We start from the raw sequence: 17,378 nt of genomic DNA on the forward strand, positions 1-17,378 counted from the left end.
AGCGCCGGAGCCAGCCATGACCGAAATCCTGCAGACCCCAAAGCTCGTCGTCGTCTTTGGCGGGTCAGGCTTTGTCGGCCGCCATGTCGTGCGCGCACTGGCCAAGCGCGGCTATCGCATCCGCGTCGCCTGCCGGCGGCCCGATCTTGCCGGCCATTTGCAGCCACTTGGCAATGTCGGCCAGATCCAACCAGTGCAGGCCAATGTGCGCGTGCGCTGGTCGGTCGACCGCGCTGTGCAGGGTGCCGACCATGTCGTCAATCTGGTCGCCGTCCTGCATGAGAGCGGCCGGCAGAAATTCTCCTCCGTGCACGAGTTCGGCGCCCGCGCCGTGGCCGAGGCAGCGCGCGCCGTCGGCGCCGGCCTTACCCATATTTCGGCACTTGGTGCCGATCTGAACTCCGGATCGAACTATGCGCGCACCAAGGCGCTCGGCGAAAAGGCGGTTCTGGAGACGATCAAGGACGCCGTGATCTTCCGGCCGTCGATCAATTTCGGGCCCGAGGACGCCTTCTTCAACCGCTTCGCCAACATGGCGCGCTATTCGCCGGTGCTGCCGCTAATCGGCGGCGGCCAGACCAAGTTCCAGCCAGTCTATGTCGGCGACGTTGCCGAAGCGGTGGCGCGCTCGGTCGACGGCAAGGTCGATGGCGGCCAGATCTACGAACTCGGCGGGCCCAAGGTGCTCACCTTCAAGGAGTGCATGGAAGAACTGCTCGACGTGATCGAGCGAAAGCGCCTGCTGGTGCCGGTGCCGTGGTGGGTGGCCAACATCCAGGCCTCGATCCTCGGCCTCTTGCCCAATCCGCTGCTGACCAAGGACCAGGTGATACAGCTGCGCGAGCACAACATCGTGTCGAATGAGGCCGCCAAGGCCAACCGGACACTCGCCGGGCTCGGCATCCAGCCGCAATCGATCGCGACGATCCTGCCCAGCTACCTCTGGCGCTTCCGCGCCGCCGGTCAGTTCCAGCAGCGCAAACCCGCAGCTTAATTTTCATTACCACAGCTTGAAGGTGTCACGCCTATCGAGGCGTGACCTGCATCGGCAAACCACCTTGTGGTTGCGTGGTCAGCTTCTGCACCGGCCAGGGTTTCGTTTCAGCGGTAGTGTCGAAGCGGAAGCGCGACAGGATGATGGCTAGCGCGATAATCGCCTCCTGCATGGCGAAGCTGGCGCCGATGCAGACGCGAGGGCCCGCGCCAAACGGCAGATACTGGAAGCGGTCGATCTTTTCGCGATTTCCCGGGTGGAAGCGCTCCGGCAGGAAGGCATCCGGCCTGTCCCACAGTTTCCGGTGGCGATGGACGACCCAAGGCATCACCAGCACGGCGGCGTGTTTCGGGATATAGAGATCCTTCCACATTTCCGGTTCGATCGGCTCACGGTTGATCGACGGCGCCGGCGGATAGAGCCGGAGTGCCTCGTCAAAGGCAGCGCGCGTCAGCGGCATGGCATCGAGCCACTTCGTCGGATCGGGCTCGCGCGCCAGCACCTGGTCGATCTCCTGCTCGACCCGGTTGCGCTCCCACGGGGATTCCGCAAGGCAATAGAGCGTCCAGCCAAGCGCGCGCGCCGTGGTTTCATGACCGGCGCCGATGAAGGTGATGATGTTGTCCTCGACCTCGGCCCGCGTCAGCCCTTCGGGGCCTTCGGCCTTGAGCAGCAGCGTCAGGAAATCCTGCGGCACGGCATCGGGATCACGCTTGAATTTCTCTTCGCGCATCTTGACCGTGTCGGTGACGATCTTGCGGAAATAGGCCATGGTCTTGCGGCCGCGGATGCGGGTCAGGCGAGGCAGCCAGTCGGGCGCGCGCAACAGGTCGAGCGGGTCGACGCGGCCCATGGTCTCGAACAGACGGTCGATCTCGTTGCCGAAACTGCCCGGCTCGCCTGATATCTCGCCGGAAAACAGCGTTTCGGCCAGGATGTCGTAAGTGAGCAGCGTCATGTCATGGGCAATGTCTGATATGCCGCCCTCTTCGTAGCGGGTGACGAACTCCCGCGTGCGCCTGAGCATCGGCTGGGCGAAGCCGAAGATGTGGCGCGGCGTGAACACCGGCGCCATCGCCTTGCGCGATCGTTTCCAGACCTCGCCCTCTGCGGTCAGCAGGCCATCGCGCAGGATCGGCCGCAGGATTTTCTGGCGCACAGTCGCCATCTTGTAATTCTTGGCGTTGTCGACCAGCACATGGCGGATCAGGCCGGGATCGTTGGCAACGATGAGATGTCCACCAACGCCACTCGCCGAAATCCAGGGCTGGTTGTAGGTATGCTCTCCCCACAGTTCGAGCGGGTTGCGGTAGACGATGCGGATCATCTCCAGCGTCGAGGGCGGCGTTGTGCGCGGCTTCGGCGCCGGGGGAACGAAGGGGGCGGGCTGGATGTCCATGGGCTGCTCCGCTGACACCTTAATGTAGTGGCTGGCGATCCGGGCGTCCATGTGACCGAACGGCAGGCACGAACCATGCGACCGGGGACGTGCGGCAGACAGCCCGTTCAGACAATTGTGACCGCCTCCTGGCGGTGTCGCCTTGTCCGCGGCCATGGCCTGCCGTAGGTCACGGTCACCAACAGATACTGCCAACGAAGGAGCCAGCCTTGAAGCACCAGTTGAACATCATCATCGGCAGCACGCGGCCAGGCCGCGCCGGACCGGTTTTCGCCGAGTGGCTGGAGAGGTTCGCGCGCGAGCATGGAAAATTCGAGCCGGTGCTGACCGACATCGCGGCGTTCAATCTGCCGGTGCTGGACGAGCCGCACCATCCAAGGCTTGGCAAATACCAGAACGACCATACCAAGGCCTGGTCCAAGGCAATCGATGCCGCCGATGCCTTCGTGTTCGTGGCGCCGGAATATAATTATTTCGTGGCGCCGGCGATCGTCAACGCGATCGACTATCTGCTGCGCGAATGGAAATACAAGCCCGCCGGCATTTTCAGCTATGGCGGCGTATCCGGCGGTTTGCGCGCGGCGCAGGCGCTCAAGCTACTGCTGACCTCGGTGGGCGTCATGCCGATCCCGGAAGGTGTCGCGCTGCCGATGTATCAGAAACTGCTCGACGAGAAAGGCGCTTTCAACGCCAGCGAGCAGGTGCAGGGTGGAGCCAAAACCATGCTCGACGAGTTGTCGCGCTGGAGCGAGGCGTTGAAGTCGATGCGGGCTGCCTGAACGCGCCGGCTTTCCACCAAAAGCCCGGCTTGCTCATGCCATAAAGAGGTGGAATGTTCGCGCAAATGAACGAGCCGGGGGGCAGTTCGACTTGCGCTTGCTATTTGCCTTGCTGCTGATGCTGATGACCACCGCCACCGCGGTGGCGGAACGGCGCGTGGCTCTGGTCATCGCCGATGACGACTACCGCCTGGTCCGACCACTCGCCAATCCGGTCCATGACGGCGAGGCGATGGGAGCGGCGTTGAAGAAGCTCGGCTTTGAGGTCGTTCTCGAAACGAATCGCGATCTGCGGCGCATGCGCCGCGCGCTCGACGATTTTCGCGAGGATGCCAAGGGCGCCGACGTTGCGCTGGTCTATTTCTCCGGCCACGGCGTCGAAATCTCCGGCGACAACCGGCTGCTGCCCATCGACGCCGACGCCTCCTCGCTCGAAGCGCTGGAGGAGACCAGCCTGCCGCTGGAAGAGGTGCGCGACACCGTAGCCGCCACTGCCAGGGTCGGCCTGATCATGCTCGACGCCTGCCGCAGCGATCCGTTTTCGGGCACGATGAGCGAAGGTCGAGGTGCGACATCGCTGGCAAAGGATGTCGCGGAGAAAGCCCGGCCGGGTCTCGGCCGGATTGGCCGCGCCGAAAACATCCTGTTCGCCTTTTCAGCCGCACCCGGTGAGACGGCTGCCGACGGCACCGGCCAGAATTCGCCGTTCACGACAGCGCTGACCAAATATCTCGGCACCGACGGGCTCGAGATCCGCTCGGTGCTGACGCTGGTGCAGCAGGAGGTCTATGACCTGTCACGTGGCAAACAGCTGCCCTATGTCGAGAGCGGCCTGCCAAAACTGTTCTTTGCCGCAGCGGCCAAGGAACAGCTGCCGGAGCGTGAACGCCTGCTGCTCGCCATGGCCGATGTGACGCCGGAGATGCGCGGCGAGGTCGAGCAGATCGCCAGCGATGCCGACATGCCACTGGCGCCGCTCTATGGCGCGCTGATCAGCTCCGACAGCAGCCATTTGTCGGCGGACAGCCTGAACGCCCGGCTGCACGAAGCGGCCGACGCCTTCGTCAAGGTCCGCAGCGAAATGAGGACGCTCGCCTCCGACGATCCGCAAGTGACGGAACTGCGCCGGCAGGCCGAGGAGCAGCTATCGCTCGGCGCCTTCGATGGCGCGCGCGCCATCCTCGCAAGGGCCGCCGACATCGACAATGTTTCGCGCAACGCCTTGAAGGCCAATTTCGTCAGCCGCACGCTGTCCGAGGCGGCGACGCGTTTTCTGTCCGGCGGTGCGGCACGCGCCGATCTCGACTACGCCACGGCCATCAAGGACTATGAATCGGTGCTGGCCCTTTACGGCGAGGCCGGACAGACCTCGCTGACGCTGGACGACGCCGACCGCCAGATCCGGACGCTGGACGACCTCGGCAAGCTCTACACCCTTATCGGCAACACCGATGCGGCAGGCCGCGCCTTTGCAGCGCTGGTATCCAATCTCGAGCTGCGTTCGGCCCAAGAAACCGATCCGAGCGTGAGGCGCGATTTCGCCGTCAGCCACATCAAGCTCGGCAACATCAGGCTGGTGCAGGGCGACCTGCCGGAGGCGCTCGAGAATTATCAGGCCGCCAGAACCATGCTCCGGGATTTGACCGCGGCCGAGCCCGATCATCTGCCATGGTTCGGTGACTTCGCCATGGCCGACGACAAGATCGGCAATGTGCTGGTGACGCAAGGCGATCTGGCTGGAGCCTCGCAGGTCTACCAGGAAAGTCTGTCGATCAAGAAGCAGCTTGCCGACAACGACCCCGAGCGCGCCGAGCTGCAGCGCGACCTGACCATCAGCTATGACGAGATCGGCGCTTTGGCGCGCACTGCCGGCCAGTTGGACAACGCCCAGGCGGCCTATGAAGAGAGCCTGAAGGTCCGATTGGCGCTGGCCGACAAGAAGCCGCAGGATGCCGAGCGGCAGCGCGATGTCTCGGTCAGCCATACGACGATCGGCGACCTCAAGCGCGAGCGGAGCGATGCGGTGGGCGCACTCGCGGCCTATCGGGCAAGCCAGGCGATCGTCGAACGATTGGTGGACCGCGACCCGGACAACAGCGAGCTGACGCGCGACCTGTCTGTCGGCAATGCCAAGATCGGCAATGCGCTGAGCGACCAGGAGAAATGGCCGGATGCGCTGTCGGCCTACAGGCAAGCTCTCGAACTGGCCCGCGTGCTGGCGGCCAACGACCCGAACAACACGGATTGGCAGCGCGACCTCTCCGTCAGCCTCGAAAAGGTCGCCGGCATTCTGGAAATACAAGGCGACCGGGCGGGCGCGCTCAAGGCCTACACCGACAGTTTCGTCATCGCCGACCGGCTGGCGAAGCTCGATCCTGCCAATGCCGACTGGCAGCGCGACCTGTCGATCACGCTGTCCGAAATCGGCACGCTCAAGGGCAAGCAGCGCGACTTCAAGGGCGCGCGGCAGGCCTTTCAGGATAGCCTCGACATCCGCCAGCAGCTTGCCCAGTCCGACCCGAACAATGCCACCTGGCAGCGCGACCTTGTGGTGGCCATGATCGATTACGCTCAGGTCGCCAAGAACCCCAAGGCCGTGCTTTCCCAAGCGCTCGACATGACGCTGGAACTTGATCGGACCGGGCGGCTGGCGCCGCGATACAAGTTCATGATCAAGTTTCTCAGGGACCGGCTGGCCAAAGCCAGATAAGGCCTGGCGAGAGCGTGTCATGGACAGCCGTCTCATTCCCCGGGGGATGCTTGCAAACCTTGGAAAAACCGCCTTTAGCGCCTATATCTAGTCCATATTAGAGGCGCGATTCGGGGCCGATTTTTCGCGCCGTGCGAGCGGCATCCAGACAACAGGTTTTCATGAGCGATCATATCGACAATACCACCGGCGCTGAAGCCGAATACGGCGCCGATTCCATCAAGGTTTTGAAGGGGTTGGATGCCGTGCGCAAACGCCCCGGCATGTATATCGGCGACACCGACGACGGTTCCGGCCTGCATCACATGGTCTATGAGGTGGTCGACAACGCCATCGACGAGGCGCTGGCCGGCCACGCCGACCTCGTCACCGTGACGCTCAACCCCGATGGTTCGGTCACCGTGATCGACAATGGCCGCGGCATTCCGACCGATATCCACACCGGAGAAGGCATTTCCGCGGCTGAAGTGATCATGACGCAGCTGCATGCCGGCGGCAAGTTCGACCAGAATTCCTACAAGGTGTCGGGCGGCCTGCATGGCGTCGGCGTCTCGGTGGTCAATGCGCTTTCGGCGTGGCTGAAGTTGAAAATCCGCCGCAATGGCCAGATCTTCGAGATGAGCTTCACACATGGCAATGCCGACGCGCCGCTGAAGGCCACCGGCAGCTATGAGCAGGACAAGCAGCCCGGTACCTATGAAGGGCGCAGCGGCAGCGAGATCAGCTTTTTCCCGTCGTCCGAGACCTTCACCATGGTCGAGTTCGATTTCGGCACGCTGGAACACCGGTTGCGCGAGCTCGCCTTCCTCAATTCCGGCGTGCGCATCGTGCTGACCGACGCCCGTCATGCCGACGTCGTGCGCCATGAGTTGCACTATGATGGCGGGCTGGAAGAATTCGTCAAATATCTCGATCGGGTCAAGAAACCGCTGATCGACAAGCCGATCGCCATCAAAGCCGAGCGCGACGGCATAACCGTCGAAGTGGCGATGTGGTGGAACGACAGCTACCACGAGAACGTGCTGGCCTTCACCAACAACATCCCGCAGCGCGATGGCGGCACCCATCTGGCCGGTTTTCGCGGCGCGCTGACGCGTCAAATCACGGGCTACGGCGAATCCTCTGGCCTGACCAAGAAGGAAAAGGTCTCGCTGATCGGTGACGATTGCCGCGAAGGCCTGACTGCGGTGCTGTCTGTCAAGGTTCCCGATCCGAAGTTCTCCTCGCAGACCAAGGACAAGCTGGTTTCGTCGGAGGTCCGCCCCGTCGTCGAAGGCTTGGTCAACGAAGCGCTCGGCACCTGGCTGGAGGAGCATCCGGCAGAGGGCAAGGTGGTCGTCGACAAGGTAATCCAGGCAGCTGCGGCGCGCGAAGCGGCGCGCAAGGCGCGCGACATCACCCGCAAGAGCTCGCTCGGCGTCACTTCCCTGCCCGGCAAGCTGGCCGACTGCCAGGAACGCGACCCGGCGAAATCCGAAATCTTCATCGTCGAGGGCGATTCCGCCGGCGGCTCGGCCAAGGGTGGGCGTTCGCGCCAAAACCAGGCGATCCTGCCCTTGCGCGGCAAGATCCTCAATGTCGAGCGGGCGCGCTTCGACCGCATGCTCGGTTCCGACATGATCGGCACGCTGATCACCGCGCTCGGCACCTCGATCGGCAAGGACGAGTTCAACGCCGACAAATTGCGCTACCACAAGATCATTCTGATGACCGACGCCGACGTCGACGGCGCCCACATCCGCACCTTGCTGCTCACCTTCTTCTTCCGGCAGATGCCGGAGTTGATCGAGCGCGGCCATCTCTACATCGCCCAGCCGCCGCTCTACAAAGTGACGCGCGGCAAGAGCTCGCAATACATCAAGGACGAGAGCGCCTTCGAGGAGTTCCTGATCGGTTCGGGGCTGGAAGAAGCGTCGCTTACGCTCGGCTCCGGCGAGGTTCGCACCGGGCAGGACCTGCGCGGGGCCATCGACGACGCGCTGGCCGTGCGCCAGCTGATCAACGGCCTGCACACCCGCTACAGCAGAGGCGTGGTCGAACAGGCCGCGATCGCCGGCGGGCTCAACCCGGACGTCTTCACCGATCTCGGCCGCGCCAACGCCATGGCCGAGCGGATCGCTAAACGCCTCGACATCATCGCCGAGGATACCGAGCGCGGCTGGACCGGCCGCATGTCGACCTCGAACGAAGGCGTCGGCGGCTATGTGTTCGAGCGCACGGTGCGCAGCGTCAAGGAATACGCGCATCTCGATCTTGCGCTGATCAATTCGGCCGATGCTCGCCAGCTCGACCGCTACGCACAGCGCCTCAGCGAGGTCTACGGGACGCCACCGGTGCTGCGCCGCAAGGATGTCTCCGAAACCATCTCGGGGCCGCTGGCGCTGCTCAACGCCGTCTTTGCGACCGGCCGCAAGGGCCTGACCATGCAGCGCTACAAGGGTCTGGGCGAAATGAACGCAGAACAGCTGTGGGAAACCACGCTCGACCCGAATGTGCGCTCGCTGCTGCAGGTCAAGGTCAATGACGCGACGGACGCGGATAGTCTGTTCTCGCGACTGATGGGCGACGAGGTCGAACCGAGGCGCGAATTCATCCAGGACAACGCGCTGTCGGTCGCCAATCTGGATATCTGAGCCCCGATCGGTTTCTACGCTTGCCGGCTCGCCGGCGCTTTCGCCTGGCTCGGCTCCAGTTTACGACCGAGGTCGACAGCGTCGCGCAGCACGGCAAGGTGCGAGCGCGGCCGAGCACCGGCGACCTCGACGCCGGTCGCTGTCAACGACCAGTACAGAGTGTGGGTGAAGATGCGGCCGCGGGAGCTGCGCAACTCGACCTGGATATTCTCCACGCCCGGGCCGAAATTCTCAGACATCGGCCCGGAGATCGGATCTCCCGTCAGCCAGCCATCGCCGCGGTCGAAGATGTTGGTCCACCGCGTCGCGGCAAACACCGCGCCATGATGCACGGCGCGCTGCGGTTTGCCTGAAGGGCTGCGTCCCTCCTGATAAAGCACAGTGCCTCCGGCCGACGCCCCTTCGGCGATTGGCGGGCATGTGGAGAACAGCCGTTCGGCAACGCCGCGCCGGAATTCGGCAAGATCATGCGTCACCAGAAATTCACTGTGGGTCAGCGGGCTGCCGAGCGTGATGAAATCGCTGATCTTCCATGGCAGCGGATGGTCGGCATCCGCGGTTCGGAGTTGCCGGTAGAGTTCCCATTGATCGCGTCGGAAGCCGGCGAGATCATCCAGCCTGTCGGGCCACGCCGAACCGTCGGCAACAAGCGTCGCCTTGTCGATGGCGCGGATCGCCTTCAGTTTCGTCTTGTCGCGGATGGCCTCCAGTTTTCGGGGCCTGAAATCGGCCCACAATATCTGCAGGAGATCATAGGCGATCATCGATCCAAGGCTGTGCGACACCAGCACGATCCGGTCGTAACTATCATCCATCATCAGACGTTTCAGCAGCCTCAGGCCCCGGTCGCGGATCAGCGCGCGCTTCTCCACCGTCGCTGCTTCGGCGCGCACATAGGCCGCGACATCGCCGAAATAGGGAAGGCCGAACCGATCCACCGCCCAGATGATCAACGAGGCCAGGATGGTGACGAGCAGGCCGGCGGCCAAGGAGATATACTGCTGCCAAACCGACGTCGCGAGCGCGAGCGCCGCGCACAGGACGACGATGACGGCAAGAAGCGTGACGAGGTAGAGCTTGCGGGCGTCGGGCGGAATGTCGGCGGGCTTGCGCCACAGCAGGTTTGTCACCCAGGCGGCAAGCCGGCCCCGCGTCGTGCCCTGCGTGATGTCGGCCCAGTAAAGCTCGTAGAAATCGGTGCGACGGCCATCGATATCGTAGGGCGTGGTGATGCGGCGAAGTTCGTATGAATTGGTCCGGCTGTCGGGTGTGATCCAGCTCTGGTTGATCTTCGCGCCGGCGGGGTCAGCCGGATCGGCGACATGGGCATAAAACGGCGCGCGGGCGGGGTCATGGCTCCAGACAGCCTGGACAAAGCCGCGCAGCGTATCCATCGGCCGCTGTTCGCCCATGCCGTGCACGATCACCACCGCCTGGCCAGGCTTGCGCGGCGCTTTTCCGGTGGGCGGCGATGCGAAGGGGTCGGGCACCAACGTCTCCGTTGACGACAATCCCGTCGACGGGACAGGAATTCATCATCGTAGCCCCGAACAGCCGACGCGCCAAGAAAAAGCCCGGCACGAGGCCGGGCGCTCCTTGGCTTATCTCAGTGCCGATCGCCGATCAGTGATCCATGGCCTTGACGATTTCCTCGGTCATCTTCTTGGCGTCGCCGAGCAGCATCATGGTGCCGTCCTTGTAGAACAGCGTGTTGTCGATGCCGGCATAGCCGGAACCGAGCGAGCGCTTGACGAACAGGCAGGTGCGCGCCTTGTCAACATCGAGGATCGGCATGCCGTAGATAGGGCTGCTCTTGTCGTCGCGCGCGGACGGGTTGGTGACGTCGTTGGCGCCGATGACATAGGCGACGTCGGCCTGCGCGAACTCTGAGTTGATGTCCTCGAGCTCGAACACTTCGTCGTAAGGCACGTTGGCTTCGGCGAGCAGCACGTTCATGTGGCCGGGCATGCGGCCCGCCACGGGATGAATGGCGTATTTCACGTCGACGCCGTTAGCTTTCAGCTTGTCGGCCATTTCGCGCAGCGCGTGCTGGGCCTGGGCGACCGCCATGCCGTAGCCGGGCACGATGATCACCTTCTGCGCGTTCATCATCAGGTAGGCGGCATCGTCGGCCGAGCCCTGCTTGACCGTGCGCTCGATGCCATCGTCCGCCGCTGCCGCGGTTTCACCGCCGAAGCCGCCGAGGATGACCGAGATGAAGCTTCGGTTCATGCCCTTGCACATGATGTAGGACAGGATCGCGCCGGACGAGCCGACCAGCGCGCCGGTGATGATCAGCGCCAGATTGCCGAGCGTGAAGCCGAGTGCGGCCGCCGCCCAACCCGAATACGAATTGAGCATCGACACGACCACCGGCATGTCGGCGCCGCCGATCGGAATGATGAGCAGGATACCGAGCACCAGCGACGCCGCGACGATCAGCCAGAACACCAGCTTCGATTCCGTAGTGACCAGAAGCACGATCAGCACGATCAGCGCGATGCCGAGGGCGGCGTTGATGAAGTGGCGGCCGCCGATCATGATCGGCTTGCCGGACATGCGGCCGTCGAGCTTGAGGAAGGCGATGACCGAGCCAGTGAAGGTGATGGCGCCGATGGCGACGCCAAGGCTCATCTCGATCAGGGCCTGGGCATGAATGTCGCCATCCGTGCCGATGCCGAAGCTTTCCGGGGCATAGATGGCGGCGGCAGCCACCATGACGGCGGCGAGGCCGACCAGCGAGTGGAAGGCGGCGACCAGCTGCGGCATCGAGGTCATGGCGATGCGGCGCGCGGTGACGGCGCCGACGCTGCCGCCAATGGCAAGACCGAGCACGATCAGGCCGAAGCGGCCCGCCGACGGGGTTGCCAGCGCCAATGTGGTGGCGATGGCGATGCCCATGCCGATCATGCCGTAGAGATTGCCCTGGCGGCTGGTGGTCGGGTGCGACAGCCCGCGCAGCGCCATGATGAACAGGACGCCGGAAACCAGATAGAGGAAGGACGCGAAGTTGGCGTTCATGGCGCTCTACTTGTCCTTCTTCTTGTACATGGCCAGCATGCGCTGGGTGACGAGGAAGCCGCCGAAGATGTTGACCGAGACCAGCATCAAGGCGACGAAGCCGAAGCCCGCGGCGATGCCGGAGGCCGCGATGCCGACGGCAAGCAATGCGCCGACGACGATGACCGAGGAGATGGCGTTGGTGACGGCCATCAGCGGCGTGTGCAAAGCGGGGGTCACCGACCAGACGACATAATAGCCGACGAAGATCGCCAGCACGAAGATGGCGAAACGGAAAACGAAGGGATCGATGGCGCCGCCGGACAAAGCGTGCGCGGCATCACCCGCCGCCTCGGCGCCGCCGGGCGCGGGCGCCATATTCTGCACCGCCAGCCGAACGGCGGCGGAGGCCTGGTCGAGCTGGTCGAGGGCTTTCTGCAGGGTCTGATCCATCACGCAATGCCTTTCGACTTCGACGAGGGCGACTTGGGTGTGGCCGGTTTCTTGGGAGCGGCCTTCTTCGGCTTGGCCGAAGCGTCGGCGACCATGGTTTTGGCCGGGATCGCAGCCGGCTCGACATGAGGCGGCTGGTCGGCCTTGACGAAAGCAGGGTGCACGATCTTGCCGCCATCGGTCAGCATCGTCGCCTTGACCAGATCGTCATCGCGATTGATGGCAAGCGTCTTCGTCGTCTTGTCGACCAGCGTCTCGAGGAAGGCGAACAGGTTCCTGGCGTAAAGCAGCGAGGCCGACGCCGCGATGCGGCCGGGTACATTGAGGTGACCGACGATCTTGACGTTGTTGGCCGTGGTGACGACCTGACCTGACACAGCGCCCTCGACGTTGCCGCCGCGCTCGACCGCCAGATCGACGAGCACCGAACCCGGCTTCATCGAGGCGACCATCGCCGCCGACACCAGCTTCGGCGCCGGCCGGCCGGGGATCAGCGCCGTGGTGATGACGATGTCCTGCTTGGCGATATGCTCGGCCGTGAGTGCCGCCTGCTTGGCCTGGTATTCCCTAGACATTTCCTTGGCGTAGCCGCCGGCCGTTTCGGCGGCCTTGAATTCCTCGTCCTCGACCGCGAGGAACTTTGCGCCGAGCGAGGCGACCTGTTCCTTGGCGGCGGGGCGAACGTCGGTGGCGGTGACGACCGCGCCAAGCCGGCGCGCGGTGGCGATCGCCTGCAGGCCGGCAACGCCGACACCCATGATGAAGACTTTCGCCGCCGGCACCGTGCCGGCCGCGGTCATCATCATCGGCAGCGCCCGGTCATATTCCGAAGCGCCGTCGATCACCGCCTGATAGCCGGCGAGATTGGCTTGGCTGGAGAGCACGTCCATCGACTGGGCGCGGGTGATGCGCGGCATGAATTCCATCGAAAAGGCAGTGACGCCGGCCTTGGCCAGGGCTGCTACAGCGGCATCATTGCCATAGGGATCCATGATGGCGATGACCGCAGTGCCCGGCTTGTAGCTTTTCAGCTCGGCATCCCCAGGCCGGCGCACTTTCAGCACCACATCGGCCTTGGCGATATCGGAAGCCTTGCCGATGGCGGCACCGGCTTTAGCGAATTCCTCGTCGGGGATGCGCGACCGCGTGCCGGCACCGGTCTCGACGACGATTTCGAAGCCCAGCGCCGCCAGCCGTTTCACGGTATCGGGCGAGGCCGCGACGCGCGGCTCATTGGCATCGAGTTCACGAGGGATGAAAACCGTCTGTCCCACCGCATGATCCTTTCGGCCGGAAGCTCGTTCCCGCAAGACGCCGGCCGGCCTCGCGGCGGCGCCGTGGACAAGGTGTCGGAAAATCTATCGGAGGATAAAGGCGCCGGCGGCCAGAATCAGAACGAACAGGATGGTCGCCGAGAAGAAGCCGCCCGCGAAGAAGCCGAAGGCCATCGCCAGAAGCAGGGCGCCGCAGAAAAGCGATCCGTATTTGGCCAGCATGAGGAAGCCCGCATAGGTGCGGTCATGCTCGGCATAGTCCATCTTCGCGCCCAGTTCGACAGGACCGGTCGGCGAGTGATCAGCCATAGGAATACCCCTTCGAAGACATCTTTCAGGCACATAGCGAAAAGCCGGGCCGAGAGCAATGGCGCTATTGCCGCATCGCAGCCGACAACTGCCTCAAAGGAAACTTGAAGCCGGCTGCCGACGTGACGCCGCGCTCGACACTGGGTCCGGCCGCCTGATGTGGAAAGATACTTCGAAAGCGTCGAGGCGGGCGCTTGCGCTGCCTCAACCGGCAAGATGCGGGAAAAGCCCAAGCAGTCCGACGACGATCAGATAGAGCGCGACGATGTAGTTCAACAGCCTTGGCATGACGAGGATCAGCACGCCGGCGATCAGCGAGATGAGCGGGGTGAGCGCAAGCGTGGAAATGGTCATGTCGGGTTCCTTCTGGCATATCTGTCGACATGGAGGCGCGGAACGTCAACGCGCCGCCATAATCAGAACGCCTATCCGGCCGGAAAGCTCCGGAGGCTCCGCAAAATACGGAAGCTCAGGCGGCGTCGCGATAATATTTCGCTGTTGGAACAATCGACAGGGGTGTCAGTCGGTTGATGGCCGGATTGGCAAACATCAGCCGCTGTTCCATCGGCGTCGACCTGAAGAATGGGAACCGTTCGAGGGTCAGTCGCATATTCTCGCCGGCGGGAATTTCGAACAGCGCGATCGGGGCAAGAACGCCCGGAAATACTTTCCCCTCAGTCCTTTGCACGGCATTGAAGTAGCGGGCATAAAAATTGGAATGCTCGATCTTGACCGGCGTAAGCACCGAGTTCTGGCCAAAGTAGCGCGAGGCCACCATGGCAAGCCTGAGTGTCAGGAAAGGCAGCACTCCGGGCGCCGGCGCACCGTCAGGATCGGCTGCGAAGCGGGTTCCGTCGATGAAGGTTTCTCCGCGGGCAAGTCGCTCGATCAGTATTTCCGGATAGGCATCGACGGAGGGCGAATCCGGGTGCTCGCTGGAAATATAATGGAAGCGGATCGTGCTGACCAATTCGCCATAGCAATAGACACCGAACCGGTAGGAATTGGGCAGATTGTCCCAGCGATCCTCGAACATCCCACTGGCGATTGGGCCGCACATGCCTGAGCGCAGATAGGATTTATAGCGAAGCCGGTAAATCGCCTCCAAATCCTCGCCCCCGGTAACGAGGCGATAATCGACATGCTCCAGCAGTTGCATAATCGATCGATTCAGCACCGAATCGCCGGCTGCGCTGACCGCGCCGGAGGCTTTCCTTGCAGCCCTTGCAGCATCCATCATCTGTCCTCGAAATTCCACCTACGGATAAGCTATTCGAGTGAAAATGAGACACAAGCTGAAATTTAGATGTTGTTGATTTACCTTGTGTTAACCTTAACAGGTGAGCGCCCACTTGAGAATGTCTTTTGGTGAGGAATGCGCTGCGAGAAGGATGTGGATCATTGCCTCCAAGACATCGCACCTCCATCAACACAGGTGCGTGAGCCAGGCCAACGCTTGGGCTGTCGATCACGGCGCTAACTGGCTGTCCGTTTGCCAGCGAGACGCAGGTCAGCGGCGAAAGGCCAAGTGACATTCGACATCGTCTCGATACCCGACGCACTGAGCGCGGCACCGAACAGGAAGCCTTGCACGAGATCGGGTTTGACCTGCATGGCCAGGATCTTGAGCTGCTCGAAGGTCTCTACGCCTTCGACGGTGACGGAAAGTCCCAGCGGCCGCGACAGGTTGACGATGCCCTTGAGCAACTCAAGCGAACGCGGGTTCTGGGTGACGTCGATCAGGAACGAGCGGTCGATTTTGATCTTGTCGAGCGGCAACTTATGCAGATAGCTCAGGCTCGAATAGCCGGTGCCGAAATCATCGAGCGCGATGCGCACGCCAATCTGCTTCAATTCCTCGATGTACTGGCGTGTCAGCGACTTGTCGTCGAGCAGCGCCGTTTCGGTGACCTCGATTTCCAGCCGGCCAGCGGCGAGGCCGGAATTCGCCAGCGCATCGCGAACCTTCTGGATGACATCGCGGCTGCGGAAATCCTTGGCGGAGAGATTGACCGAGACGCTGGTCTGGTCGGGCCATTTGGCGCATTCGGTACAGGCTGCCTGCAGCACGAAGGTGCTGATCTCGGAAATGATGCCCATTTCCTCGGCCAGCGGAATGAAGATGCTGGGCGAAATCGGCCCGAGATCGGGATGGTCCCAGCGGCACAGCGCCTCGCAACTCGCGATGCGCATCGTGTTCATTGCCACGATCGGCTGGTAGACCACTCGCAATTCCTTGCTTTCCACCGCGCTGCGCAGATCCGCCTTCATCAACTGACGGTTGCGGAACGCGGCGTCCATTGCCGCCTCGAACAGCCGCCAGCCGTTCTTGCCGAACTCCTTGGCCTTGTAGAGCGCCAGGTCCGCTTTAACGATCATGGCATCGGCATCGGTATCCTTGACATGCGACAGCACCGCGCCGCCACTGGTCTGGATGCGCAGCCCGTGACCGGCGACGTCGACTTCTCCTTGCAGGCCGGCGAAAATCTCGTCGAGCTGGCTGGTCAGATGGCTCTCATCCTCGACGCGGTCGAAGAAGATCATGAACTCGTCGCCGCCAAAACGGCTGACCGTGATGCCTTGCCCGGCAATGGCGGCAAGCCGCTCGGCAACGGCATAGATCAACCCGTCACCGATCGGATGGCCAAGCGTGTCGTTGACGCTCTTGAAATCGTCGAGGTCGAGCACCGCCAGGCCGCAGAGCCGGTCGCGATCGCCGGACGCCATGGCCTCGCCGACCAGTTCGTGGAAATAGGCACGGTTGGGCAGGCCGGTAAGATTGTCAAAGCGCGCCATGAAACGGATCTTGTCTTCCGCCTCGACGCGGGCGGTGACGTCCTCGAAGGTGATGACGCCCAGTTCCTGGCTGCCTTCGCGTGCCGAAAATTCATAGTGCTGGCCGTTGGCGAGGGAAACGAGCACCTTGCGGTCGCGGCCCTCGCGCAGGGCGCGAGTCAGCTGAGCCTCGATATAGCGGCAATCCTTTGGCGCCAGCATGCCGCCGGCGACACCTCGCATCAACAGACCATGGATCGACCGACCAAGCAGCGCATCCCCGGACTTGAGCGACATCAGATGGGCAGCTTCGGCATTGGCCACCGCCACGCGGCCGTTGGGGCCGAGCATGACGAGGCCGTGCGACATCGTGTTGAGTGCGCGATCGAATCTGAGCGCGAGCTTCCTCGCTTCCTTGTGGCCGATGACCGCCGAGAAAAGCACGTCGCGAACGTGGTCGGCGCTGTTGATCGTGACGAAAGTCAACGGAATGATCATCAACCCGAGGACAACCGAGGGGACATCCATGCGCAGCAACAGTGCAAGTGCTGCAGGACCAATGAAGGTCACGGAAAAAATCCGCACCATGAGCGGAGATCCGTAGTTCCGGCCAACAACCGTCACCAACGTTGCGATGGCCAGCGACGTCGCGGCAAGTTCGGCAAAGGGGTCGGGATAAACATAGATAGATATGAAGCACAGCGCGCCCAGCCCGAGGCCCTGCAGGCTGCCCTTGAGGATGTAGTTGCGCTCCCACCGCTGCGCCTCCTGGACGTCGGCTATCACACCGCCCGCCTTCCGGAAGCGGCGAATGCCGAAATAGCGGAAAAGGCAGATAGACAGCAGGGCAAAAGAGAAAGCCAAGAACAACGGATTGTGCGTGCGCAAATAGATCATGAATCCGAGGATCCAGTAGCACACGCCGCCAATCACCAGCATGTGAGCGTTGTCGAACAACGACCGCACAAACTGGATATAAACATCCGCTGGGATGTTTTCGGTTTTTGTTCTGCCCATATCGTCGGCCCAACGCTAGGCCTCGTCATCCCACA

The 17,378-nt window shown here is 62.9% G+C and carries 13 protein-coding genes; 4 read left to right on the plus strand and 9 right to left on the minus strand.

What is annotated here, in order from left to right:
* The first annotated feature begins 16 nt into the window (after positions 1-16).
* The gene (locus tag NKI73_RS07465) at positions 17-994 is read left to right on the plus strand and encodes a complex I NDUFA9 subunit family protein (protein ID WP_352628222.1); all 978 of its coding nucleotides are present in this window, start codon (positions 17-19) and stop codon (positions 992-994) included.
* Between the two features lie 31 nt (positions 995-1,025).
* On the opposite strand, the gene NKI73_RS07470 is transcribed toward NKI73_RS07465, so the two are convergent.
* Entirely contained in the window at positions 1,026-2,393 is a 1,368-nt protein-coding gene (locus NKI73_RS07470) for a cytochrome P450 (RefSeq protein WP_352628223.1), read from the minus strand.
* 209 nt (positions 2,394-2,602) lie between these two features.
* On the opposite strand from NKI73_RS07470, the gene NKI73_RS07475 reads away from it, so the two are divergent.
* The 3 genes from NKI73_RS07475 (at position 2,603) to gyrB (ending at position 8,515) form a co-directional block, all read left to right on the plus strand.
* A complete protein-coding gene (locus NKI73_RS07475) occupies positions 2,603-3,172 on the plus strand; it encodes an NADPH-dependent FMN reductase (RefSeq protein ID WP_352628224.1) in 570 nt (189 codons plus the stop codon).
* Positions 3,173-3,263: 91 nt separating this feature from the next.
* Positions 3,264-5,882, plus strand: a complete 2,619-nt coding sequence (locus NKI73_RS07480) for a caspase family protein (RefSeq protein WP_352628225.1) — start codon at positions 3,264-3,266, stop codon at positions 5,880-5,882.
* Positions 5,883-6,043: 161 nt separating this feature from the next.
* On the plus strand, positions 6,044-8,515 hold the full coding sequence (gene gyrB, locus NKI73_RS07485; protein ID WP_352628226.1) for a DNA topoisomerase (ATP-hydrolyzing) subunit B: 2,472 nt from the start codon (positions 6,044-6,046) through the stop codon (positions 8,513-8,515).
* Between the two features lie 14 nt (positions 8,516-8,529).
* Here the strand turns inward: gyrB and NKI73_RS07490 are convergent, their stop codons facing one another.
* The 8 genes from NKI73_RS07490 to NKI73_RS07525 form a co-directional block, all read right to left on the minus strand.
* Positions 8,530-10,005 carry a hypothetical protein gene (locus NKI73_RS07490; RefSeq protein WP_352628227.1) on the minus strand — a complete coding sequence of 492 codons (1,476 nt, stop codon included), beginning with the start codon at positions 10,003-10,005 and terminating at the stop codon, positions 8,530-8,532.
* 133 nt (positions 10,006-10,138) lie between these two features.
* Positions 10,139-11,536, minus strand: a complete 1,398-nt coding sequence (locus NKI73_RS07495) for an NAD(P)(+) transhydrogenase (Re/Si-specific) subunit beta (protein ID WP_352628228.1) — start codon at positions 11,534-11,536, stop codon at positions 10,139-10,141.
* A 6-nt stretch (positions 11,537-11,542) separates the two neighbouring features.
* The gene (locus NKI73_RS07500) at positions 11,543-11,968 is read right to left on the minus strand and encodes a proton-translocating transhydrogenase family protein (protein WP_502905605.1); all 426 of its coding nucleotides are present in this window, start codon (positions 11,966-11,968) and stop codon (positions 11,543-11,545) included.
* Positions 11,968-13,242 (minus strand): Re/Si-specific NAD(P)(+) transhydrogenase subunit alpha, encoded by a 1,275-nt coding sequence (locus NKI73_RS07505; RefSeq protein ID WP_352628230.1) that lies wholly within the window; start codon positions 13,240-13,242, stop codon positions 11,968-11,970. The genes NKI73_RS07500 and NKI73_RS07505 overlap by 1 nt, the downstream gene beginning before the upstream one ends.
* Positions 13,243-13,326: 84 nt before the next feature.
* Entirely contained in the window at positions 13,327-13,551 is a 225-nt protein-coding gene (locus NKI73_RS07510; protein ID WP_352628231.1) for an aa3-type cytochrome c oxidase subunit IV, read from the minus strand.
* A 204-nt stretch (positions 13,552-13,755) separates the two neighbouring features.
* The gene (locus NKI73_RS07515; RefSeq protein WP_013528205.1) at positions 13,756-13,905 is read right to left on the minus strand and encodes a DUF3096 domain-containing protein; all 150 of its coding nucleotides are present in this window, start codon (positions 13,903-13,905) and stop codon (positions 13,756-13,758) included.
* A 115-nt stretch (positions 13,906-14,020) separates the two neighbouring features.
* Complete coding sequence (locus tag NKI73_RS07520; protein WP_352628232.1) at positions 14,021-14,791, minus strand: N-acyl amino acid synthase FeeM domain-containing protein; 771 nt, start codon at positions 14,789-14,791, stop codon at positions 14,021-14,023.
* A gap of 236 nt (positions 14,792-15,027) precedes the next feature.
* A complete protein-coding gene (locus tag NKI73_RS07525) occupies positions 15,028-17,343 on the minus strand; it encodes a putative bifunctional diguanylate cyclase/phosphodiesterase (protein WP_352628233.1) in 2,316 nt (771 codons plus the stop codon).
* Between the last annotated feature and the right edge of the window lie 35 nt (positions 17,344-17,378).

The organism is Mesorhizobium sp. M0496 (genome assembly GCF_040321205.1).
GTDB lineage: Bacteria > Pseudomonadota > Alphaproteobacteria > Rhizobiales > Rhizobiaceae > Mesorhizobium.

What these genes read in the sequence shown, in the direction of transcription:
- NKI73_RS07495 (WP_352628228.1), bottom strand. Translation starts at nt 11,536, where the DNA reads ATGAACGCCAACTTCGCGTCCTTCCTCTATCTGGTTTCCGGCGTCCTG.
- NKI73_RS07470 (WP_352628223.1), bottom strand. Translation starts at nt 2,393, where the DNA reads ATGGACATCCAGCCCGCCCCCTTCGTTCCCCCGGCGCCGAAGCCGCGC.
- NKI73_RS07500 (WP_502905605.1), bottom strand. Translation starts at nt 11,968, where the DNA reads ATGGATCAGACCCTGCAGAAAGCCCTCGACCAGCTCGACCAGGCCTCC.
- gyrB (WP_352628226.1), top strand. Translation starts at nt 6,044, where the DNA reads ATGAGCGATCATATCGACAATACCACCGGCGCTGAAGCCGAATACGGC.
- NKI73_RS07525 (WP_352628233.1), bottom strand. Translation starts at nt 17,343, where the DNA reads ATGGGCAGAACAAAAACCGAAAACATCCCAGCGGATGTTTATATCCAG.
- NKI73_RS07510 (WP_352628231.1), bottom strand. Translation starts at nt 13,551, where the DNA reads ATGGCTGATCACTCGCCGACCGGTCCTGTCGAACTGGGCGCGAAGATG.
- NKI73_RS07515 (WP_013528205.1), bottom strand. Translation starts at nt 13,905, where the DNA reads ATGACCATTTCCACGCTTGCGCTCACCCCGCTCATCTCGCTGATCGCC.
- NKI73_RS07465 (WP_352628222.1), top strand. Translation starts at nt 17, where the DNA reads ATGACCGAAATCCTGCAGACCCCAAAGCTCGTCGTCGTCTTTGGCGGG.
- NKI73_RS07520 (WP_352628232.1), bottom strand. Translation starts at nt 14,791, where the DNA reads ATGATGGATGCTGCAAGGGCTGCAAGGAAAGCCTCCGGCGCGGTCAGC.